The following is a 20388-nucleotide window of genomic DNA, read 5'->3' as shown; positions in this document are numbered from 1 at the left end:
CGCCAGCACGAGCGGTGCCGCGCGCTGCGCGGCGTCGGCGCCCGTCGCGACGCCGCCGACGGCCAGCATGGCGAGCAATACCGGATACTTCATCATGTCCCCTCGAGCCCGCCAATCACCACGGCGCTATAGTATGCCGCCCGCTGAACGCCACAACGGACATGGGGTTCATTCCGCCCCGGAGGGCGCCGTCACGCGCCCCGTCCGGGCCAGCTTGCCCCAGCCGACCATCGGCCCCCGCAAAGCCTGGGCGAGCGCCTTGAGCACGACATAGTACATGACCTGGCGATAGCCGATCCGCTGCGGAATCAGCAGCCAGAGCAGCCTCCACCGCTCGCGCCGCTCGAGTGCGAACGCGATCGTCGCCGCGAGCAGGTCGATCGCGGTGAAGACCAGCCAATAGGTCAGCATGGTCTGCAGATCATGGCTGCTCTGTGCCCAGCCATGCGCCGACACCGCGACGTAGGTCGTCGCGACACTGACGAGCAGCGCGAGGTCGATGATCGGCGAGATCGCCGCCAGCAGGATCTGGAACACGATCGCCTGGGGCAGCCCGACCCAGCCAAGCCCGCGCGGCTGGCTGCGGCCGATCGCCGACCGGTGCTTCCACAGGCACTGGAGCGTCCCGAACGCCCAGCGGAACCGCTGCTTGGCAAGCGCGCGCAGCGTCTCGGGGGCTTCGGTCCACGCGATCGCGAACTGGTCATACTGGACCGTCCACCCTGCGCGCTGGATCGCGATCGTCAGATCCTGATCCTCGGCCAGCGTATCATCGGGATAGCCGCCGACCGCGCGAATTGCCGCCAGTCGCCACGCGCCGACCGCGCCCGGCACGACCGTCATCGCGTTCAGCCGCGCGAGCGCGCGCCGTTCGAGGTTCTGGGCGGTGATATATTCGAGCGCTTGCCAGCGGGTGATCAGATTGACCCGGTTGCCGACCTTCGCATTGCCCGCAACCGCCCCCAGCGCCGGGTCGTCGAACCACCGCGCCAGCCGCGCGATCGTCAGCGGCTCGAACTGCGTATCGGCGTCGAGCGCGATCACGATATCGCCCCGCGCCGCGGCCAGCCCGCGGTTCAGCGCACGCGCCTTGCCGCCGTTCGCCAGAGTCATGAGCCGCACCCGCGCGTCGCCGGCAAAGGCGGTGGCGACGGCCTGGCTCGTGCCATCGCTCGACCCGTCATCGATCACAATCACCTCGACCACGACGTCGGTCGAGGCCAGCACGCCCTCGACCGCGCGGACGATCACGCGTTCCTCATTGAACGCCGGGATCATCACCGTGACGAATCGAGCCGGATCGATCGCCGGGAACACCGTCCGCAATTCGCGGCGTGCCTGGATCAGTGCCAGCGCCGACAGCGCGAGCGCGCGAAGGATGCCGATCGTGATCGCGATCCCGAAGATCCAGCGCAGGCCGATTACCAGTCCACCCAGCGTGCTGAACAGCGCAAGATCCGCGACCGCCGCGACCCGGTCGCTCGACGATATCACCGGCATCGCCGCATCGCGCGTCAGCCCGGCCAGCGCCGAGACCGGCACGAAGTGATAGCCCATCGCCTGCAGCCGGTCGATGATCACCGGCAGCGCCGCGACGGTCTGCGCGCGGTTGCCGCCCGCATCGTGCAGGAGGATGATATTGGCGCTGCGTTCGGGCGATCCTTCCACGACCTGTGCGATCGTGCGGTCGATGATTGCAGCGGTGCCCGGACGCTTCCAGTCGTCGGGATCGACGTGCAGGCCTACCGATACATAGCCACGCTGCTGCGCCTCGAGTGCCGGCTTGATCTCGTCCGCGGTGCTCGGCTCGGCATCGCCGAAATAGGGTGCGCGGAACAGGCGGAGCGATCGCCCGGTGAACGCCTGGAACAGCCGCTGCGTCGTGTTGAGCTCGAACCCGACCTGGCGCCCCGATACCGTCGCCAGATTGGGGTGTGTATAGGTGTGGCTGCCGACCTCATGCCCTTCGGCCACCATGCGTTCGAGCAGGCTCCGCTGCGTCAGCGCATTCTCGCCCACCACGAAGAATGTCGCCGGCACGTGCTTTCGCTTAAGGATATCCAGGATCTGCGGCGTCCATTCGGAGTCCGGCCCATCGTCGAAGGTGAGCGCAAGCGCTCGCGGGCTGTAGCCCGTACGCTGGACGACGTAGGGCGAGGGCATGCGCGTGAAGCGGACGTCCGCGATCGTCCCGTCGGCAGCCGCGACAGTATCACGCAGCCCGGACACCGGCGTCGACCCGATCTTCAGGATCTCGCCATTGCCCTCGATATCGACATTCGTCCCGGCCGGTGTCGTGTTGATCGCACGCGGATCGGGCAATCGGCGGTGGTCGCGCCCGAAGATCGACCAGAGCGCCGGATCCTCCGACCCCAGTCGCCACAGCGCAAAGCTTTGCACCCCCGCCTTTTGCAGAAAGGCCAGCTCGTTATACGCGCTGGCCGCATCGAGCAGCCAGACCTGATGCCGGGTCCCGCCGTCCGCATAGGCGAAGCTGCTGGTGCCGCTGCCCTTGTCGAACGTCGGGACGGTGCCCGAATCGGATGCCGCCTGCCACGCCTCCTCGACGCCCAGCGCATCGCCGCCACGGTCATGCCAGTCATAGGCGTAGGATCCGAACGCGACGACCAGCTTTGAGGGGGGGACGCCGCGCGCGGCATTCGCGACCGACCGCGCGAACCAGCGCTGCGATGCGATTGGCCCGGCCGGGCCGCTCGTCTCGTGCTCGTCATAGGCCATCAGGAAGATCTTGTCGGTCACGCGCGCATAGGCACGCATGTTCCAGTCGGCGTTCCCGACCGGCGCGGCGATCGCGACGACCCAGCCGCGTGGTGCGAACCGCGCCTTCGCCTCGGCAAGGAACAGGCGGTAGTTCGCCTGCGCCCCCGCGGGCAGGCTCTCGAAATCGAAGAAGGCGCCGCCTGCATGGTTCGCCACCAGGAACGGGACCAGCCGATCGAGAAAGGCGCGCCGGGCGGTCACATCCGCAAACAGCGCGGCGCTGCCCGCGCCGTCCCAGTCGCCGTCCTTGGCGTTCTGAACCATGGGCAGGATCACCGGGCGGTGGATCGCGCGATTGAGCACCGCGCGGCCCGCGACATCGCGGAACACGGTGATCCGGTGGTCGGCCCCGGTCACCGACACCCAGCCGGGAATGACCCAGTCGAGTTGTTCGACATGCCGGGCAAGGCTCGCCACGCTCGATTCGTCCCAGGGCACGTGGAAGGCGATGGCCAGCCGCGGGTTGGTCGCGCGCGGCGCCTGTCCGACGCCCCCCTTCGCACCCGCCTTGCCGGCGCCCGCGGTGGGTCCGCCGAACAGTGCCTTGCCGTAATAATCGATGCTGCGCTGCGCCCGTCCGATCACGCCGCTATGCGGTGCGGGCAAGCGGTGAAGCCCGGGATGCTCGGGCTCGAACGGCAGCAACGGTGCCGCCGGGACCGCGCCGATCGACACGGCGAACACCGCCACCGACAATAAAACGAGCGCGACGAAGGCGATGACACCCAATGCGAAACGACGACGACGCCGCCCGCTTGCGTCGTAGAAAACAGGATGCAGTGCCATGACCAACGCTATCCGACCCCAGGATCGCGCGCCATGCACCACCATTCATGCCCGCGACCAATCGGGACGATGACAAATCCGTCACGTCAGCCTGAAAGAGAACATCCGATCAGGAGTCGTCGCCCATCCGCAGCGCGGCGATGAATGCCTCCTGCGGGATGCTGACCGACCCATATTCGCGCATCTTCAGCTTTCCCTTCTTCTGCTTTTCCAGAAGCTTCTTCTTGCGGCTCGCATCGCCGCCATAGCATTTGGCGGTCACGTCCTTGCGCATCGCGCTGATCGTCTCGCGTGCGATCACCTTGCCGCCGATCGCTGCCTGGATCGGGATCTTGAACAGGTGACGCGGGATCAGGTCCTTCAGCCGCTCGACCATGCCGCGACCCCGTACCTCGGCGGTGCCGCGGTGGACGATCATGCTCAGAGCGTCGACCGGCTCCTCGTTGACCAGGATGCCCATCTTGACGAGGTCGCCCTCGCGATAGCCGATCTGGTGATAGTCGAAGCTCGCATAGCCCTTCGACATCGACTTCAGCCGGTCGTAGAAATCGAACACGACCTCGTTGAGCGGCAGCTCGTAGGTCGCCTGCGCGCGGCCGCCGACATAGGTCAGGTTCTTCTGGATCCCGCGGCGGTCCTGGCAGAGCTTGAGGACGCTGCCGAGATATTCGTCGGGGACGTAGATCGTGGCCTCGATCCAAGGCTCGCTGATCGTCGCGATCTTGTTGGGCTCGGGCATGTCGGCGGGGTTGTGCAACTCGATATGCGTCGTGCCCGCGGGATCGGGGTGAGTCAGCTCGATCTCGTAGACCACCGACGGTGCGGTGGTGATGAGGTCGAGGTCATACTCACGCGTCAGGCGCTCCTGGATGATCTCCAGATGGAGCAGGCCCAAGAACCCGCAACGGAAGCCGAAGCCCAAGGCCGCTGACGTCTCCATCTCGAACGAGAAGCTCGCATCGTTGAGGCGCAGCTTGGAGATCGACTCGCGCAGCTTCTCGAACTCGGCCGCATCGACCGGGAACATGCCGCAGAACACCACCGGCTGGACTTCCTTGAAGCCCGCCAGCGCTTCCAGCGCCGGCCGCTTCGCATCGGTGATCGTGTCACCGACGCGCGTCTGCGCGACCTCTTTGATCTGCGCGGTGATGAAGCCCATCTCACCCGTGCCGAGTTCGGTCAGCTGCTCGATCTTGGGGCGGAAACAGCCGACCCGGTCGACCAGATGCATCGTGCCGGTCTGCATGAACTTGATCTGCTGGCCCTTTTTCAGGATGCCGTCGATCACGCGGACGAGGATGACGACGCCGAGATACGGATCGTACCAGCTGTCGACCAGCATGGCCTTCAGCGGTGCCTCCGGATCGCCCTTGGGCGGCGGGATCTTCGTGACGATCGCCTCGAGGATGTCCTCGATGCCGATGCCCGACTTGGCCGATGCGAGCACCGCGCCGGACGCGTCGATGCCGATCACGTCCTCGATTTCCTTGCGGACCTTCTCGGGTTCGGCGGCGGGAAGATCGATCTTGTTGATGACCGGCACGATCTCGTGATCATGTTCGATCGACTGATAGACGTTGGCGAGCGTCTGCGCCTCGACGCCCTGCGCCGCGTCGACCACGAGCAGCGCGCCCTCGCACGCGGCGAGGCTACGGCTCACCTCATAGGCGAAATCGACATGCCCCGGCGTGTCCATCAGGTTGAGGACGTAATCCTCGCCGTCCTTCGCGCGGTAAGCCAGGCGCACGGTCTGCGCCTTGATCGTGATCCCGCGTTCCTTCTCGATGTCCATGTTGTCGAGCACCTGCTCGGACATTTCGCGCGCGGTCAGGCCGCCGGTTTGCTGGATCAGTCGATCGGCGAGCGTCGACTTGCCATGGTCGATATGCGCGATGATGGAGAAGTTGCGGATGCGGGACAATTCGGTCGTCATGCGCGCGCCGTTAGCACCTCGCCGGGCTTATGCCAAAGCTTCCGCATCATCCGTGGCAACGGGAATCACAATCAGCGTCGCTTTCCCTGGTGCCGGATGTTCGCCGGACGCCCGCGCCGCTTGATCTCGCGGCCCGGCTTGCGCGCGCGTGCCGGTCCTGCGGCCCCCTTCCCCTCGGGCATTTCGAAGCGCAGCGCGCCCGATACCGGGTTCGCCTCGGCGAGCTTGAGGTCGAGCATCTGCCCCTGCGCATAGACGTCGCCGCTGTCCTCGCCGACCAGCGTCCGCGCCGCCTCGTCGAAACGGAAATACTCGCCGCCAAGGTCGCGCACCGGCATCAGTCCGTCGCCGCCGATTCCCTCGACCGTCGCGAAGAATCCGAAATTGGTGACGCCGGTAATCCGCACTTCCATGATCTGGCCGACGCGTTCGGAGAGGAACGAGGCGACATAGCGGTCGATCGTGTCGCGCTCGGCCTCCATCGCGCGGCGTTCGAGCCGGCTGATCGTCTCGCCGATTGCCTCCATCCCGGCTGCATCCTCGGCAGGCAGACCGCCTGCCCCCAGGCCATAGGCCGCGACGAGCGATCGATGCACGATCAGATCGGCATAACGGCGGATCGGCGAGGTGAAGTGGGCGTAGCTGCCAAGCCCCAGCCCGAAATGCCCGTGATTGGCGGGGCTGTAATAGGCCTGGGTCTGCGTGCGCAGCACCTGCTCCATCACCTGCGGCCGGAAGTCGGCGTCACCGATCCGCTCGAGCACATGGTTGAACGTCGCTGGACGGATGACCTGCCCCAGCGCGAACGGCACCCCGAACGTCTCGAGATAATCCTTCAGCGCTGCCAGCTTCTCGCGGCTCGGCGGCTCGTGATCGCGGTACATGACCGGCGCCTTCTTGCCCTCGAGCGCCTTGGCCGCGGCAACGTTTGCGGCGATCATGTAATCCTCGATCAGCCGATGCGCATCGAGCCGCTCGCGCGGTGCGACCGACATGATCCGCCCCTTCTCGTCGAGCACCACCCGCCGCTCGGGCAGGTCGAGGTCGAGCGGCGCTCGTGCATCGCGGGCCTTCGCCAGCGACGCCCAGCATCCCCAGAGCGGCTTCAGCACCGTCTCCGTCATGTCGAGCGCCAGCGTCCCGTCGATCGCCGCCTGCGCCTCCTCATAAGCCAAGTTCGCCGCGATCCGCACCACAGCGCGGGTGAAGCGCCACGACTTGAGCGACCCATCCTTGCCGATCACGAGGTGACAGGCGAGCGCGGCCCGATCCTCGCCCTCCTTCAGCGAACAGACGTCCGCCGACAGTATCTCGGGCAGCATCGGGACGACGCGGTCGGGGAAATAGACCGAATTGCCACGACGTCGCGCCTCGCGGTCGATCTCCGACTTCGGCCGCACGTAGAAGCTGACATCGGCGATCGCGACGATCGCCTTCCAGCCGCCGGCATTGGCCGGATCCTCGTCCGCCTGCGCCCAGACCGCGTCGTCATGATCGCGCGCATCCTCCGGGTCGATCGCGACGATCGGCAGGTGGCGCAGATCCTCACGGTCGTCGCCGAGCGGGAGCTGTGCGACGCACTTGGCCTCGTCGATCGCCTCGACCGCGAACACGTCGGGGCTGCCGTGCTTGTGGATCGCGATAAGCGAGAAACTGCGCGCGGCGAACGGGTCGCCCAGCTTGTTGACGACCCGCGCGGCGATCCGCGGCGGCTTGCCGGCCAATTCGGCCAGCACCAGATCGCCCGGCGCGGCGCCGCCGGCATCGGCAACCGCGAACTCACGCCGCTCGCGCTTGTCGACGCCGGTCAGCCACAGCCGCCCCGCCTCCTCGCGCAGCACGCCCAGCACCTGTTCGGACGCGGGGGCAAGTACCTTCATCGGATGCGCGGTCCAGCCATTGCCGGCCTCCTCGGTCCGCGCGAGGATGCGCTCGCCGACCCCCAGCGCACCGCGCTTGCGTTCGCGCACGCGCAGCCGCGGCGGTGGCACGCCCTCGGCCTCCCAGCGCTCGGGGACCGCCCAGACATTGCCGGCATCGTCGACGTCGGCGATCCGCAGCACGGTGACCTTCGGCACGCCGCCCATCTTGTGGAACGCGCGGCCGGGGGCGCTGTCGATCAGCCCCTCGTCCGCCATGTCCTTCAGCAACGCCTTCAGTCCGATCTTGTCCTGCGCACTCAGGCCGAAGCCCTTTGCGATCTCGCGTTTACCCGCTGGGACGTCCGACGACGCGATGAAGTCCAGGATCTGCTGGCGGGTCGGAAGACCGGCTTTCGGTTTGTACATCCCCACCAGATAGGGTGCGTTGGGCGATGCGTCACCCGTTACCGGCAAGCCTTTGCAACACGGCGAAAATCAATCCTTGCGCCTGAACCTCATGAGCATATCATCTCCGGATAAACATAAGGAGAGAGACAGTGACGACGCCGCTACGGCTCGAAGCCGATCCCGAGGACAAGAACCTCGTCATCCTGCAAAGCCTGATCTGCCTGTTGCGCGAGAAGAACATCCTGTCGCGCGCCGACATCGAGGAGCTTTGCGCCACGGTCCAGCGCCGCGCCGCCGAACCGGCCAGCGACCCGATGCCTTGCCAGAACGGCGCAGTGCGCGAAGCGGCGATCGAGGTCGCGCATATCGGCGACTATATCGGCCGTCGCTATGGCGGAAAGCACCGGCGCGCGTTCTGACCACGCGCCGAGCTGTCGCGTTCTAGCCGCCGAGCTCCGCGCGTCGGAAGCACGTCGCTTCATGGTCGTTGACGATGCCTACCGCCTGCATCCAGGCATAGACGATCGTCGGACCGACGAACTTGAACCCACGACTCTTGAGATCGGCTGCGATTTGGGCCGACAATGCCGATTGCGTGACCAGCTTTGCACCGTCGCCGAGCAACACCGCGCCATCGGTAAACGACCAGCAATAGGTCGCGAAATCCAGACCCGCCTCGCGCATCGCGAGGACCGCACGCGCGCCGCCGATCGTCGACTCGATCTTGGCCCGCGACCGGATGATGCCGGCGTTCCCCATCAGCCGGGCGATGTCCGCCTCGTCGAAGCGCGCGACCTGTTCCGGGTCGAACCCGGCAAAGGCGGCGCGAAACGCCTCGCGCTTGCGCAACACGGTGATCCAGGCAAGTCCCGCCTGGAAACCGTCGAGCATCAGCTTCTCCCAGAGCGCGCGTCCGTCGCGTTCGGGAACGCCCCAGTCGGTGTCGTGATAGGCGCACATCAGCGGATCATGCCCCGCCCAGCCACAGCGCGAAGGGTGCGTCGTCACAGGGCATTCTCCAGGATGTCGTCGAGCGACGCATTGCGCACGCCCAGCCGGTCGAGCCGGGTCAGCATCGCCGACCACCAGGCATGGAACGTGCGCAGATCGGCGGCGTCGCGAACATAGGGCGTATTGCCGGGGACGAGCGACGGCGAATGGAACGCGAAGTTGAGCAGTTCGACCCCCTCGCCCACGGCGATCGTCACCGCCTCCAGCGCGACGCCGATCGGCATATCCTCCGGCGTCAACGCGACCCGCGACAGCAGGCCCAGTCGCGACGCGACACCGCGCGCATAGGGCACTCGCCCCAGCGCGCGGTACAGTCCCGCGCCGCCACCACGCAGCGCGCCGACATACAGCGTCGACAATGGCACGCTGAGGAGCGCGCCCCGGCGGCAGGGACGCGGGTCGCTCGACGAAAAGTCGGGCCCGCCCTCGGCTGAATAGTCATAGCCGGGCCGGACCGAGCTATCGAGGCGATAGCCGAGCGCCGTGAGTGTCGCGAACGTGTCCGGGCCAACCCCGTAGCGACCGGCGCGATACGCGCGCGGGCGTCGACCGAACGCCGTGGCGATCGCATTCGTGAGAGAGCGGAGCTTCGCGGCTTCGAGGCCTTGGGGAAGATTGCCCGCAAAGCTCATCGCCGGCGTCAGCGGCTCACCAAAGGGCGGGTTGACCCAGGGGTGCAACTGCGCGCCGATCTCCGACCGGCGATCGGCAACCACGTCGCGCAGGATCTCGACGGCGGCGGGATCGTCGACGATCGGATAATCGACCAGACAGGTCAGCGCGACGCCCTGCTCGCGGAACCGCGCATGCGCCTTGGGGAATGCCGCCATCGCACTCGTCGAATGTCGCGTACGCTCGAACGGCGCGGTCCAGTCGAACTGCTCCTCGACATCGACGAACACCGTGTAGCGCGGTCCGAAACCCGGCCGCCAGACGATGGGCTCCGGCGGTGAAGCCAGCCTGTACCGCGCGTCGTTCACCGAAACCGGTCGAGAACGCGCTCCATCCGTTCGGCCGCAACGGCGGGTAGCGTGAGGATGATGTGTTCGGACTCGAACGCCATGTGCCCACCCAGTTCGACCGCAAAATTCTGCGCCAGCCGCAGCGCAAATCCGGTGCCCAGCAACGGCGCGCCATCGCGCTCGTGACCGCGGTCGTTGTCGATGCTCAGCAGGATGTTCGTGTCGTGCACCGCCATCGCGCGAGGCCGATCGAAGCGCAGCGCCACCGTATCGCCGCAGCACAGGACCGCGACCATCAGCATCTCGTCCGCGCTGCAGGCCGATACGAGAGTCGCCAGCAGGCGCCCCACCAGCCGTTCGACCGCAAGGTCGTCACCGGCGATGTCGCAATGGGCCGCCGACGGATCGATGACGACCTGGGCGCCGCGCAACGCCGCCAGCGGTGCGAGGTCACGCACCACGCCGTCGAGCAACGGCAGGACGGGCACGATCGTCGGGCGCAGTTCGAGCGCATCGCCTTCAATCCGTGCCGCGGTATCCAGATCCTCGATCGCGGCCAGCAGTTCGGACGCCTGGCTGCGGATCATCGCCGCGCGTTCGCGATAGGTTGCAGGGACCGGGCCGAGCAATTCGGTCTCGATCAGTTCGGCGAAGCCCGCAATCGCATTGGTCGGCGTGCGCAGCTCGTGCACCAGTTGCCGCAACGAATCGGAAACCGGCGACTTGGGCGCGGCCAACGGCTCACCGAGCGACGCGACCTCGTCGCGGCGCGGCCGGCGCGCGGTGCCGCGAAACCCGGTAAACCGCCCCGATGCGGGATCGAAGGCCGGGACACCCGAAATACGCCATGCACCGGCAGCGCTCGACAAACCGCCAATCTGGAGCCGCGCCGCGTCGAAGGCGGAGCGCCGCCGGTAGGCGCCTGCCGCGACTCCGTCGATCTGAACCTCACCCTGAACGGCGGCATAGGCCAGCGAGGCGCCAACCAGCGCCGTGCGCGAAACACCATCGACCCAGCGGATCACGCCCGTCGGATCGGTTTCGTAGCGGAAGCTGTCGGCAACCTCCGCGGCAAAGTCCGTCGCGTCAGGCACGATCCGGTCGCGATTGAACGCGTCGATTCGCTTGACGAGGTCGGAAATCTCGAACCGCTCGGGCTTCGCGACGGGCTCGGGCGCGGCGTCGGTCGCCGGTACCGCCACGTGGCGCAGCGCTTCGGCCACGACCGGCAGACCGCGCGCGATCGCGCCGAGCGTGACAAAGGGCGACGCGGTGCGCGGCATGGTCGGACAGGACGGTGATTCCGCTGGAGCCTCGACGGCAGGTGCGTGCACCGCGTCATCGACAGAAAGCTGCACCTCTGCGCCGGGGTTGATCGCGGGAGCAACGTCGGATGGGGCCGGATGATGCGCGAGGACGAAATCGGTCGACCCGAAACTCTCAAGACCGCGACAGACGGGTTCGGGCAGATCTCGCCGATGCCGCAGGACGGATCGGCCCGCCGGGGTCAGCTGAGGCAGCAGAGCAAGCCAGTCATCCGCAGGCAGCATCGCAGTCCGCAACACGGGGGCGGCGATCGCCAAGGTGTCTTCGGCAAAAAACCTTACCAGTGCGACATCGGGCTTCGCGAACGCCAGCGCGCGCGCGCTTGCCGCGCGAACCGTGTCGGGGACCAGCTTGCGCAGCGCCTGCAACCGTTCCAGCGACTCAGCATCGGCCGGGCTACGCCCGCGTCCGATCAGGTCGACCATCTGACGCCACGCCGATTGAGCACCGAAATCCGTGGCCATGTCGGCAGATAGCACGGTCTTCAGGCTGTCGTCGAAGCGCACGGAGTTCCCCGAATGGACGCTGCACCGCCTGCGTCATCAAGGTGTCATACCCCGACGCGGCCTTGGAAGGAACAACAGAATTGGCGTGCATGGTTATGCCGTGGCGATGTGGGACAATTGCGTTTCGCCGCAACAATCTTATCGCTATGGAGGGTCGATCGCCGTGTTTGACGCGTTTCATGGGAGTTACACGTAATGAGTTTTGACCGGATCGATCGTCAGATCCTGTCGCTTCTGCAGGCCGACGGTCGGATGACCAATGTCGACCTAGCAGACCAGGTCGGGCTGACCGCGCCGCCATGCCTGCGCCGCGTCCGAGCGCTGGAAGAAGCGGGCGCGATCCGCGGCTATCATGCCGACCTCGACGCCGGCCGCCTTGGCTTCCCGATCACCGTCTTCGCGATGGTCAGCCTCCGCAGCCAGGCCGAGCACGACCTGGCCGCGTTCGAAACGCACATCGCCGACATCCCCGAGATCCGCGAGTGCCACATGCTCAACGGCGAGATCGACTTCATCCTGAAGATCGTCGCCGCCGACCTGAAGAGCTTCCAGGAAATCCTGACCACGCACCTGACCCCTGCCCCCAATGTCGCCAGCGTGAAGACCTCGCTGACGATCCGCACCGCCAAGGCGCTGTCCGGCATTCCCGTCACGCTCGACTAGACTCAAGCTCAACGCCGCATCCGCGGCGACCCCTCCGACGCGGGGCACAAAAAAAGGGGACGGCATCGCTGCCGCCCCCTTTTCCATTTCTGCGACCCGCTCAGGCGGCGGGAGCGTTCATCCAGGCCGTCCAGAGCTGCGCCGTCTCCAGACGCGGCGTGGTCTTCACGGCCGCGAACGAGGTCGCCGCACCAGCCTTGTCGCCCGACTTCGCCTGCGCGATGCCGAGATGCAGGTTGACGTCGTCGGCATTCACACCGCCCTTGCTGAGCGCGAGGCGATAGAGTTCGATCGCCTTGGCGTAGTTATCCTGCCCCAGATAGGCGTCAGCAGTGCCGGCAGCCAGCTTGCCATCGGCGTTGCTCGCGGCCTTCTTCTCGAGCCCGGACAAGGGGCCGTCGTTGCGGATCGCCGTGCCGGTATCCGCCAGCAGGGTCTTCGCCATGGTGTTGGTCGCAGGGATCTTGCCCGCAGCCATGCCTTCCTTGAGCACGGCCTGCGCCTCGCTCGGCAGACCGCGACGGTTCACGCTGTCCGCATATTCAAGATAGTCGTTCTGATCGGCCAGCGACTTGGTCTGGCGCATCAGCCGGAACAGGTCGATCTTCTGCGTCTCGTCGAGCGTGACGACGCCGTTCTGCTGGAGGCCGAACGTCACGATCACGTCGCGCCACGTCTTGGGCGACGGATAGGCGACCGCGTATTTCTGCAGCCAGGCGAAGGTCTCCGGCTTCAGCTTGGCGGCATTGGCCTTGCTGATCGCATAGCGATAGAAATCCTCGGGTGCCTTCTGACCGGCCGCGGTCGATGCCGTCACCGACGCGTCGAGATCGGCGAGGCCGCTCTTCACGTCGCCGCTTTCCATCTTCGCCTTGACGATCTGGAGGTCGAGGTTGGGATCGGTGAAGCCGAGCGCCTTGGCCTTCTGGAAATACTGGATCGCGACCGGATACTGCTTGCCGTTGAACGCGAGCGCGCCGCGACGATAGGTGTAGCGCCCGCGCATGTCGGCAGGCGTGCTGGGATTGGCGATCAGCACGTCGAGCGGCCCCGCCAGGACCGTCTCGTTGATCGGAGCATTGGGGTTGGCGGCCTGTGCGGCGGCCAGCTTCTGCTGTTCCAGATCATAGCGCAGCGCAGCGCCGATATATTTGTCGTCGTCGGTCTTCGCGGCTGCGTCGATCTGCGCGAGCGCGGGCTCTGCGGTGGCGAAATCCTTCGCGGCGATCGCGGGCTGTGCGACCTGCGCGGCCTTCAGGACCTCGGGGCTCAGCTTGAGACCGCCCTTGGCCTCTTCCTTCTTGTCCTTGGCCATGGCCGGAACGCTAAGTGCCATGCCGCTCACCCCGGTGGCGAGCACCGCGGCCAGTGCGAGTTTCGAAATGGTCTTCATGCGGGAACTCTCCTCGTGCGTATCTGCGACTTGGCGCGACGCTATATGGGTGTGGCCGATTGCGTTCAAGCAAGCAGCGGGAATCAGGGTGAAGACACGCCTTATGTGTCCCGCGCACTGAACGCCGATTGAACGCGCCGGGTTGCACGGCTAGGTGACCCGCATGATCGCCGTCCTCTCGCCCGCCAAGACGCTCGACTATGAGACCGCCCTGCCCTCCGTCACCCCCACCCAGCCGCGGTTCGCCGACGAGGCGACGACGCTCGCGCATGCGGCGGCGCATCTGACGCAGAAGCGGCTGAGCGAGCTGATGCACATCTCGCCGGCGCTCGCGAAGCTCAATGCCGACCGGTTCGGCGATTTCGACACGCTGCCCGAACGCCCCGCGCTGTTCGCGTTCGCGGGCGACGTCTATACCGGGCTCGACGCGAAGACGCTCGACGAGGCGGCGGTGGACTATGCGCAGGATCATCTGCGTATGCTCTCCGGGCTCTACGGCCTGCTCCGACCGCTCGACGCGATGCGCCCCTATCGGCTCGAAATGGGGACTCGCTGGGCGCCCCGTCAGAAGAAGCTGACCGACTGGTGGCGCGATCGGATCGCAAAGCTTCTGGCCGAGGACGTCGAGGCCGAAGGCTCGGGGACGATCCTCAATCTCGCCAGCCAGGAATATTGGGCGGCGGCCGATGGCAAGCTGCCCGCCGGGATCCGCGTCGTCGCGTTCGATTTCCGCGAGGGGGAGGCCCAGAAATTCGTCAGCTTCCACGCCAAGAAGGCGCGAGGGATGGCGGCGCGCTGGATGCTCGAGCACCGCATCGACGAAATCGAGGGGATGAAGGGCTTCGACACCGACGGCTATGCCTATGACGCGGCTGGCAGTACCGACGCGCAGTGGCGGTTCGTTCGCCGATGAGCAGCGCTGTCGTCATCGGCGCCTCGGGCGGGATCGGCAAAGCGCTGGAAGAGGCGCTGCGCGACGAGGGCACATCCGATGCCGTCCACGGCTTCTCGCGGTCGGCCGATGGTGATCGCCATCTGGACCTGGAGGATGAAGCGAGCATTGTCGCGGCTGCAACGAAGGTCGGATCGCCGACGCTCGTGATCGTAGCGACGGGCCTGCTCCATGCGGGCGACAAGGGGCCTGAAAAGGCGATACGCGATCTCGATCCGGCATGGATGGCGCACAACTTCGCGATCAACGCGATCGGTCCCGCTTTGGTCGCCAAGCATTTCCTGCCGACGATGCCCAAGGCGGGGCGGATCGTGTTCGCGGTCCTGTCGGCGCGGGTCGGCAGCATCGGCGACAACAAGCTCGGCGGCTGGTACGGCTATCGCGCGTCGAAGGCGGCACTCAACCAGCTCGTCCGGACGATCGCGATCGAGGACAAGCGGCGCAATTCGAGCGGCATCGTCGTCGGGCTGCATCCAGGCACGGTCGACACCGGCCTGTCGCAGCCGTTCCAGGGCAATGTGACGCCCGGCACGCTGTTCAAGCCGGACCGGGCGGCGGTCCAGCTGCTCGACGTGATCGACGGCCTCCGTGCGCCCGACAGCGGGAAGCTGTTCGCCTGGGACGGGGTCGAGATTACCCCCTGACCCGGGCCTTCGCCCGCCTTGAAGTCCGTCACCCCGGCGAACGATGGTAAAACGCATCGTGCCGACAACCGGCAATCACCCGCAAATACCGATGAAACCTCTCCTCTCCCCGCGCGTACGCGTGCGCGGGGGTAGTAAGGTGGTCCCCCCTCGGCTAAGGTGTGTCATCGTACCGAAACAAGCCGAAAGCCTTCAGATTTGACCGACGAGACCATGCTCGCCGAACCCACCGGCGGCGAGCCAGCCGGCATTGCCACCATCTCGATCGTCGACGAGATGAAGTCGAGCTATCTCGACTATGCGATGAGCGTGATCGTCGCGCGCGCGCTCCCCGACGTCCGTGACGGCCTGAAACCCGTTCATCGCCGCATCCTCTATGGCGCGCACGAAAGCGGCTTCATCGCGGGCAAGCCCTATCGCAAGTCGGCGCGTATCGTCGGTGACGTGATGGGTAAATATCACCCGCACGGCGACAGCTCGATCTACGACGCGTTGGCCCGCATGACCCAGGACTGGTCGATGCGCGTGCCGCTGATCGACGGTCAGGGCAACTTCGGCTCGATGGATCCCGATCCACCCGCGGCGATGCGCTACACCGAGGCACGCCTCGGCAAGGTCGCCAACGCGCTGCTTGGCGATCTCGACAAGGACACGGTCGACTTCACGCCCAACTATGACGGCTCGGAGCGCGAGCCGTCGGTGCTGCCGGCGCGCTTCCCCAATCTGCTCGTCAACGGCGCCGGCGGCATCGCGGTCGGCATGGCGACCAACATCCCGCCGCATAACCTCGGCGAAGTGATCGCCGCGTGCCTCGCCTATATGGACAATGGCGCGATCACGACCGAGGAACTGTTCGAGATCGTCCCCGGTCCCGATTTCCCGACCGGCGCGATCATCCTCGGCCCCGCAGGCGCCAAGTCCGCCTACGAGACCGGCCGCGGCTCGATCATCGTCCGCTCGCGCCACGTCGTCGAAGAGGGCAAGGGTGATCGCCGTTCGATCGTCCTGACCGAGATCCCGTTCCAGACCGGCAAGAACGGCCTGGTCGAGAAGATCGCGGAAGCCGCCAAGGACAAGCGCATCGAAGGCGTCAGCGACATTCGCGACGAATCGAGCCGCATGGGCGTGCGCATCGTCATCGACCTGAAGCGCGACGCGACCCCCGACGTGGTACTCAACCAGCTCTGGCGGCACACGCCTGCGCAGTCGAGCTTCCCCGCCAACATGCTCGCGATCCGCGGCGGCCGCCCCGAGCTGCTGAACCTGCGCGACATCATCGGCGCGTTCATCACGTTCCGCGAACAGGTCATCACGCGCCGCTCGAAGTTCGAGCTCGCCAAGGCCCGCGAGCGCGCGCATCTGTTGCTCGGCCTCGTCATCGCGGTCACCAATCTCGACGAAGTCGTCCGCATCATCCGCGGATCGTCGAGCCCCGCCGAAGCACGCGGCAAGCTGCTCGCGCGCGAATGGCCGGTCGCTGAAATCGCGCCGTACATCGCGTTGGTCGAGGCGGTCGAGGACAAGCAGCAGGAGGGCATCTACAAGCTGTCCGAGCCGCAGGTCCGCGCGATCCTCGATCTTCGCCTGCACCGCCTCACCGCGCTCGGCCGCGACGAGATCGGCGACGAGCTGAAGACGCTCGCGGCATCGATCGCCGAACTGCTCCACATCCTCGCCGACCACGCCAAGCTGTACGAGGTGATGCGCGGCGAGCTGATCGCGATCCGCGACGAATTCGCGACCCCGCGCCGGTCCGAGATCGCCGCTGCCGCCAACGGCATCGACGACGAGGATCTGATCGAGCGCGAGGACATGGTCGTCACCGTGACCATGCAGGGCTATATCAAGCGCACCAGCCTCGACACGTTCCGCGCTCAGGCACGCGGCGGCAAGGGCCGCGCGGGCATGTCGACCAAGGACGAGGATGTCGTCACCGAGCTGTTCGTCACCTCGACGCACACGCCGGTGCTGTTCTTCTCGAACCTCGGCAAGGTCTATCGCTACAAGGTCTGGCGCCTGCCCGAGGGTGGTCCAGCAACCCGAGGGCGCCCGATGATCAACCTGCTGCCGCTGGCGCCGGGCGAGACGATCTCGACCGTGCTCCCGCTGCCGGAGGATCTGGGCGAGTGGAGCCGTCTGCACGTGATGTTCGCGACGCAGCGCGGGCTGGTGCGCCGCAACGCGATGGACGCGTTCACCAACGTGCCGTCGAACGGCAAGATCGCGATGCGTTTTGAAGAAGGCTCCGAGGACAAGCTGATCGGCGTCGCGTTGCTCACCGAGCATGACGATGTCCTGCTCGCGACGCGGCTCGGAAAAGCGATCCGCTTTGCCGGCGACGACGTCCGCGAGTTCCAGAGCCGCACCTCGACAGGTGTGCGCGGCGTGACGCTAAAGGGCGACGACGAGGTCATCTCGCTGTCGGTCCTCCACCGCGTCGGCGCGACGCCCGAAGAGCGCGAGACGTATCTCAAATTCGCCCCCTGGAAGGGCGAGCGCGAGGGCGATCACGGGATGGGCGACGAGCGCTACAACGATCTCAAGGACCGCGAGCAGTTCATCCTGACGGTCTGCGAGAACGGCTATGGCAAGCTGTCGAGCGCGTACGACTATCGTCGCACGGGGCGTGGTGGTCAGGGTATCACCAACATCGACAACATCGCGCGCAACGGTCAGGTCGTGGCGAGCTTCGCCGCGGCCAAGGGCCATCAGCTGATGCTGGTGACCAACCAGGCCAAGCTGATCCGCACGACGCTCGCGTCACTGCGCGTCATCAGCCGCAACTCGGCGGGCGTGAAGCTGTTCGACGTGGCGAAGGGCGAGCATGTGGTCTCGGCCGCGCGGATCGAGGAGACCGAGGAAGACGCCGAAGTGAACCTGGCTGACGCAACGCCAGAGCTGGCGCCCGACACCGGCGCGACGATCGGCGAGGACACGGCGGCGGGCGATCCGACCGAAGGCCAGGGGGACGGCGAATGAGCCGCGACCCTATCGCCTACAAGGTGCTGACGGGCGAGCAGCTGGCGTCGCTGGAAAGCGGCAGCTTCGCCGGCGCGCCGGTCGATCTGGCCGATGGCTATATCCACCTGTCGACCGCGGCGCAGCTGACCGAGACGGTCGACAAGCATTTCACCGGCCAGTCCGACCTGTACGTCGCCGCAGTCGATCTCGAAGCGATCGGCGACGACGTGACATGGGAAGAGTCGCGCGGCGGCCAGCTCTTCCCGCACATCTATAACGGTCCACTGCTGCTCGAGACGGTGCTGTCCTACAGCCCGCTCGAACGCGACGATGCCGGCCAGGTTAAGCTGCCCGTAGCCGGCTGAAGCCGTGACCATCCTCCCCCGCCCGGGGGAGGTGGCAGGCAGAGCCTGACGGAGGGGGCGGCAACGACGACCGTCGTTTATCCGCCCCCGCTACCCGATCACGCCGCCAGATCGCGCATCAACGGCGCATGTCGGTCGACGAGCACCGCACTCGCCTGGTTCAGCCCGACGACCTCGACCACCGCACCATGCCGCCGCAGCTTGGCGACCACATCGTCGAGCACGCCGACCGCGGTGACGTCCCAGAGATGCGCCCCCGTCAGGTCGATCCGCACATGCTTGGCCTCCTCGCGCAGGTCGAAACGGTCCGCGAAGATATCCGCGCTGGCAAAGAACACCTGCCCCGTCACGCTGTAGATGCGCGTATCGCTCGCCGCGTCGTACTCGACCGCCACGTCCATCATCCGCGTGACCTTCCACGCGAAGAACACGCCGCTCAGTAGCACGCCCACCCCGACGCCGAGCGACAGGTCGTGGGTCGCAACGGTGACGACGACCGTCGCCAGCATGACGACGCTCGACACCTTGGGATGCCGCACCAGATCGCGCAGCGACCCCCAGGAGAAGGTGCTGATCGACACCATGATCATGATCGCGACCAGCGCCGCGACCGGCACCTGCGCGACCCAGGGACGCAACGGCACCATCACGACGAGCAGGAACACGCCGGCGACCATCGTCGAAAGCCGTCCGGTGCCGCCATAGCGGACATTGCCGACCGTCTGGCCGATCATCCCGCACCCGGCGATCCCGCCGAACGCGCCCGCGGCGATGTTGGCGAGCCCGAGCCCGGTGCATTCGCGCGCCTTCGAGCTGCGCGTCTCGGTCAGCTCGTCGACGACATTGGCGGTCATCATCGATTCGAGCAGCCCAACCGCCGCCATCGCAAGCGCATAGGGGGCAACGATGCGCAGCGTATCCCAGCTGAGCGGCACGTCGGGCAAGCCGAACGACGGCAGCGAATCGGGCAGCCGCCCGAGATCGCCGACCGTCTTCAGCGGCATCGGAAACCACATCGCGATTGCGGTCAGCACGACGATGCAGATCAGCGGCGACGGGATCGCACTCGAGACCCGCGGCACGAGATAGATGATCGCAAGCCCGCCCGCGATCATCGCATAGGCTTGCCAGCTGACCCCCACCATCTGCGGCACCTGAGCCGAGAAGATCAGGATCGCGAGTGCGTTGACGAACCCCGCATGGACCGAGCGCGAGACGAACCGCATCAGCACATCGAGCTTGGCGAGCCCGAACGCGATCTGCAGCATGCCCGCGAGGATCGTCGCGACGAGGAGATATTGCAGCCCGTGCGCATGAACGAGCGCGGCGGCGACCAGCGCGACGGACCCCGCAGCCCCCGATATCATCGCGGGGCGACCGCCCGCAAAGGAGATGACGATGCCGATCACGAACGAGGCGAACAGGCCGACCTCGGGATCGATGCCGGCGACGAAGGAAAAGGCGATGACCTCGGGGATCAGCGCGAAAGTACCCACCATGCCGGCGAGAATGTCACGCCGCGCGGCCGTCGGGCCGCTATACCACTCGGCGCGGTAACGAGAAAAAGCAGAAATTGTCATGGATGTGTCCGCATAGGACGCACGAACCGCGGCGACCCTGTCGGTCGCGGGTGTTCAAAATGGCGTCGTTGCGTTGTCCGGCGGATCGGCGGCCGGAATAGCCACCCGGAATTGCACCGGGTCCAAGCGAATGCGGGCCTGCTAGCGGATCAGGTGCTGCATTGCAACACGGTCTGCCACTCTTCCTCCACAACCCCGTCATCCTGACGAAAGTCAGGATCCAGAGTTACTAAACCGCGCCGTTCCTGGCTCTAG

The 20388-nt window shown here is 66.4% G+C and carries 14 protein-coding genes and 1 other annotated feature; of the genes, 6 read left to right on the top strand and 8 right to left on the bottom strand.

Features of this window, described 5'->3' with window-relative positions:
* Nucleotides 1–168 precede the first annotated feature (168 nt).
* From sphsw_RS06650 to sphsw_RS06640, 3 genes are all read right to left on the bottom strand, one after another.
* The gene (locus sphsw_RS06650) at nucleotides 169–3567 is read right to left on the bottom strand and encodes a polysaccharide deacetylase family protein (protein WP_031439918.1); all 3399 of its coding nucleotides are present in this window, start codon (nucleotides 3565–3567) and stop codon (nucleotides 169–171) included.
* A 109-nt stretch (nucleotides 3568–3676) separates the two neighbouring features.
* Complete coding sequence (gene lepA / locus sphsw_RS06645; protein WP_031439917.1) at nucleotides 3677–5500, bottom strand: translation elongation factor 4; 1824 nt, start codon at nucleotides 5498–5500, stop codon at nucleotides 3677–3679.
* A 71-nt stretch (nucleotides 5501–5571) separates the two neighbouring features.
* Complete coding sequence (locus tag sphsw_RS06640) at nucleotides 5572–7788, bottom strand: ribonuclease R family protein (RefSeq protein WP_031439916.1); 2217 nt, start codon at nucleotides 7786–7788, stop codon at nucleotides 5572–5574.
* 131 nt (nucleotides 7789–7919) lie between these two features.
* Between sphsw_RS06640 and sphsw_RS06635 the strand changes: the two genes are divergently transcribed.
* On the top strand, nucleotides 7920–8189 hold the full coding sequence (locus sphsw_RS06635; RefSeq protein WP_031439915.1) for a hypothetical protein: 270 nt from the start codon (nucleotides 7920–7922) through the stop codon (nucleotides 8187–8189).
* Nucleotides 8190–8211: 22 nt separating this feature from the next.
* On the opposite strand, the gene sphsw_RS06630 is transcribed toward sphsw_RS06635, so the two are convergent.
* The 3 genes from sphsw_RS06630 to sphsw_RS06620 all read right to left on the bottom strand — a co-directional run bounded on the left by sphsw_RS06630 (nucleotide 8212) and on the right by sphsw_RS06620 (nucleotide 11575).
* Nucleotides 8212–8730: a DNA-3-methyladenine glycosylase I gene (locus tag sphsw_RS06630; protein ID WP_042466697.1), complete on the bottom strand. Its 519-nt coding sequence runs from the start codon at nucleotides 8728–8730 to the stop codon at nucleotides 8212–8214.
* 44 nt (nucleotides 8731–8774) lie between these two features.
* The gene (locus sphsw_RS06625; protein WP_235188307.1) at nucleotides 8775–9683 is read right to left on the bottom strand and encodes a polysaccharide deacetylase family protein; all 909 of its coding nucleotides are present in this window, start codon (nucleotides 9681–9683) and stop codon (nucleotides 8775–8777) included.
* 74 nt (nucleotides 9684–9757) lie between these two features.
* Nucleotides 9758–11575 (bottom strand): sensor histidine kinase, encoded by a 1818-nt coding sequence (locus sphsw_RS06620; RefSeq protein ID WP_031439912.1) that lies wholly within the window; start codon nucleotides 11573–11575, stop codon nucleotides 9758–9760.
* A gap of 195 nt (nucleotides 11576–11770) precedes the next feature.
* On the opposite strand from sphsw_RS06620, the gene sphsw_RS06615 reads away from it, so the two are divergent.
* Entirely contained in the window at nucleotides 11771–12238 is a 468-nt protein-coding gene (locus sphsw_RS06615) for an Lrp/AsnC family transcriptional regulator (RefSeq protein ID WP_031393257.1), read from the top strand.
* A gap of 100 nt (nucleotides 12239–12338) precedes the next feature.
* On the opposite strand, the gene sphsw_RS06610 is transcribed toward sphsw_RS06615, so the two are convergent.
* Nucleotides 12339–13631 (bottom strand): hypothetical protein, encoded by a 1293-nt coding sequence (locus sphsw_RS06610; RefSeq protein WP_031439911.1) that lies wholly within the window; start codon nucleotides 13629–13631, stop codon nucleotides 12339–12341.
* Nucleotides 13632–13794: 163 nt separating this feature from the next.
* Here sphsw_RS06610 and yaaA point away from each other — a divergent pair, with 163 nt between their 5' ends.
* The 4 genes from yaaA (at nucleotide 13795) to sphsw_RS06590 (ending at nucleotide 18553) form a co-directional block, all read left to right on the top strand.
* The gene (gene yaaA / locus sphsw_RS06605; protein ID WP_031439910.1) at nucleotides 13795–14544 is read left to right on the top strand and encodes a peroxide stress protein YaaA; all 750 of its coding nucleotides are present in this window, start codon (nucleotides 13795–13797) and stop codon (nucleotides 14542–14544) included.
* Nucleotides 14541–15227: an SDR family NAD(P)-dependent oxidoreductase gene (locus tag sphsw_RS06600; protein ID WP_031439909.1), complete on the top strand. Its 687-nt coding sequence runs from the start codon at nucleotides 14541–14543 to the stop codon at nucleotides 15225–15227. The genes yaaA and sphsw_RS06600 overlap by 4 nt, the downstream gene beginning before the upstream one ends.
* 198 nt (nucleotides 15228–15425) lie before the next feature.
* Nucleotides 15426–18206: a DNA gyrase subunit A gene (gene gyrA / locus sphsw_RS06595; protein WP_031439908.1), complete on the top strand. Its 2781-nt coding sequence runs from the start codon at nucleotides 15426–15428 to the stop codon at nucleotides 18204–18206.
* On the top strand, nucleotides 18203–18553 hold the full coding sequence (locus sphsw_RS06590; protein WP_031439907.1) for a DUF952 domain-containing protein: 351 nt from the start codon (nucleotides 18203–18205) through the stop codon (nucleotides 18551–18553). The genes gyrA and sphsw_RS06590 overlap by 4 nt, the downstream gene beginning before the upstream one ends.
* A gap of 98 nt (nucleotides 18554–18651) precedes the next feature.
* Here sphsw_RS06590 and sphsw_RS06585 read toward each other — a convergent pair whose 3' ends face one another.
* Complete coding sequence (locus tag sphsw_RS06585) at nucleotides 18652–20133, bottom strand: SulP family inorganic anion transporter (protein ID WP_031439906.1); 1482 nt, start codon at nucleotides 20131–20133, stop codon at nucleotides 18652–18654.
* A gap of 71 nt (nucleotides 20134–20204) precedes the next feature.
* Nucleotides 20205–20260: a sequence feature (sul1 is cis-regulatory element that is thought to sense ions involved in sulfur or methionine metabolism; They are found in Alphaproteobacteria), on the bottom strand.
* Nucleotides 20261–20388 lie beyond the last annotated feature (128 nt).

Origin of the sequence: Sphingomonas sp. FUKUSWIS1, assembly GCF_000733135.1 — a bacterium.
GTDB lineage: Bacteria > Pseudomonadota > Alphaproteobacteria > Sphingomonadales > Sphingomonadaceae > Sphingomonas > Sphingomonas aerolata.
This window is presented reverse-complemented; position numbering and strand designations above follow the sequence as displayed.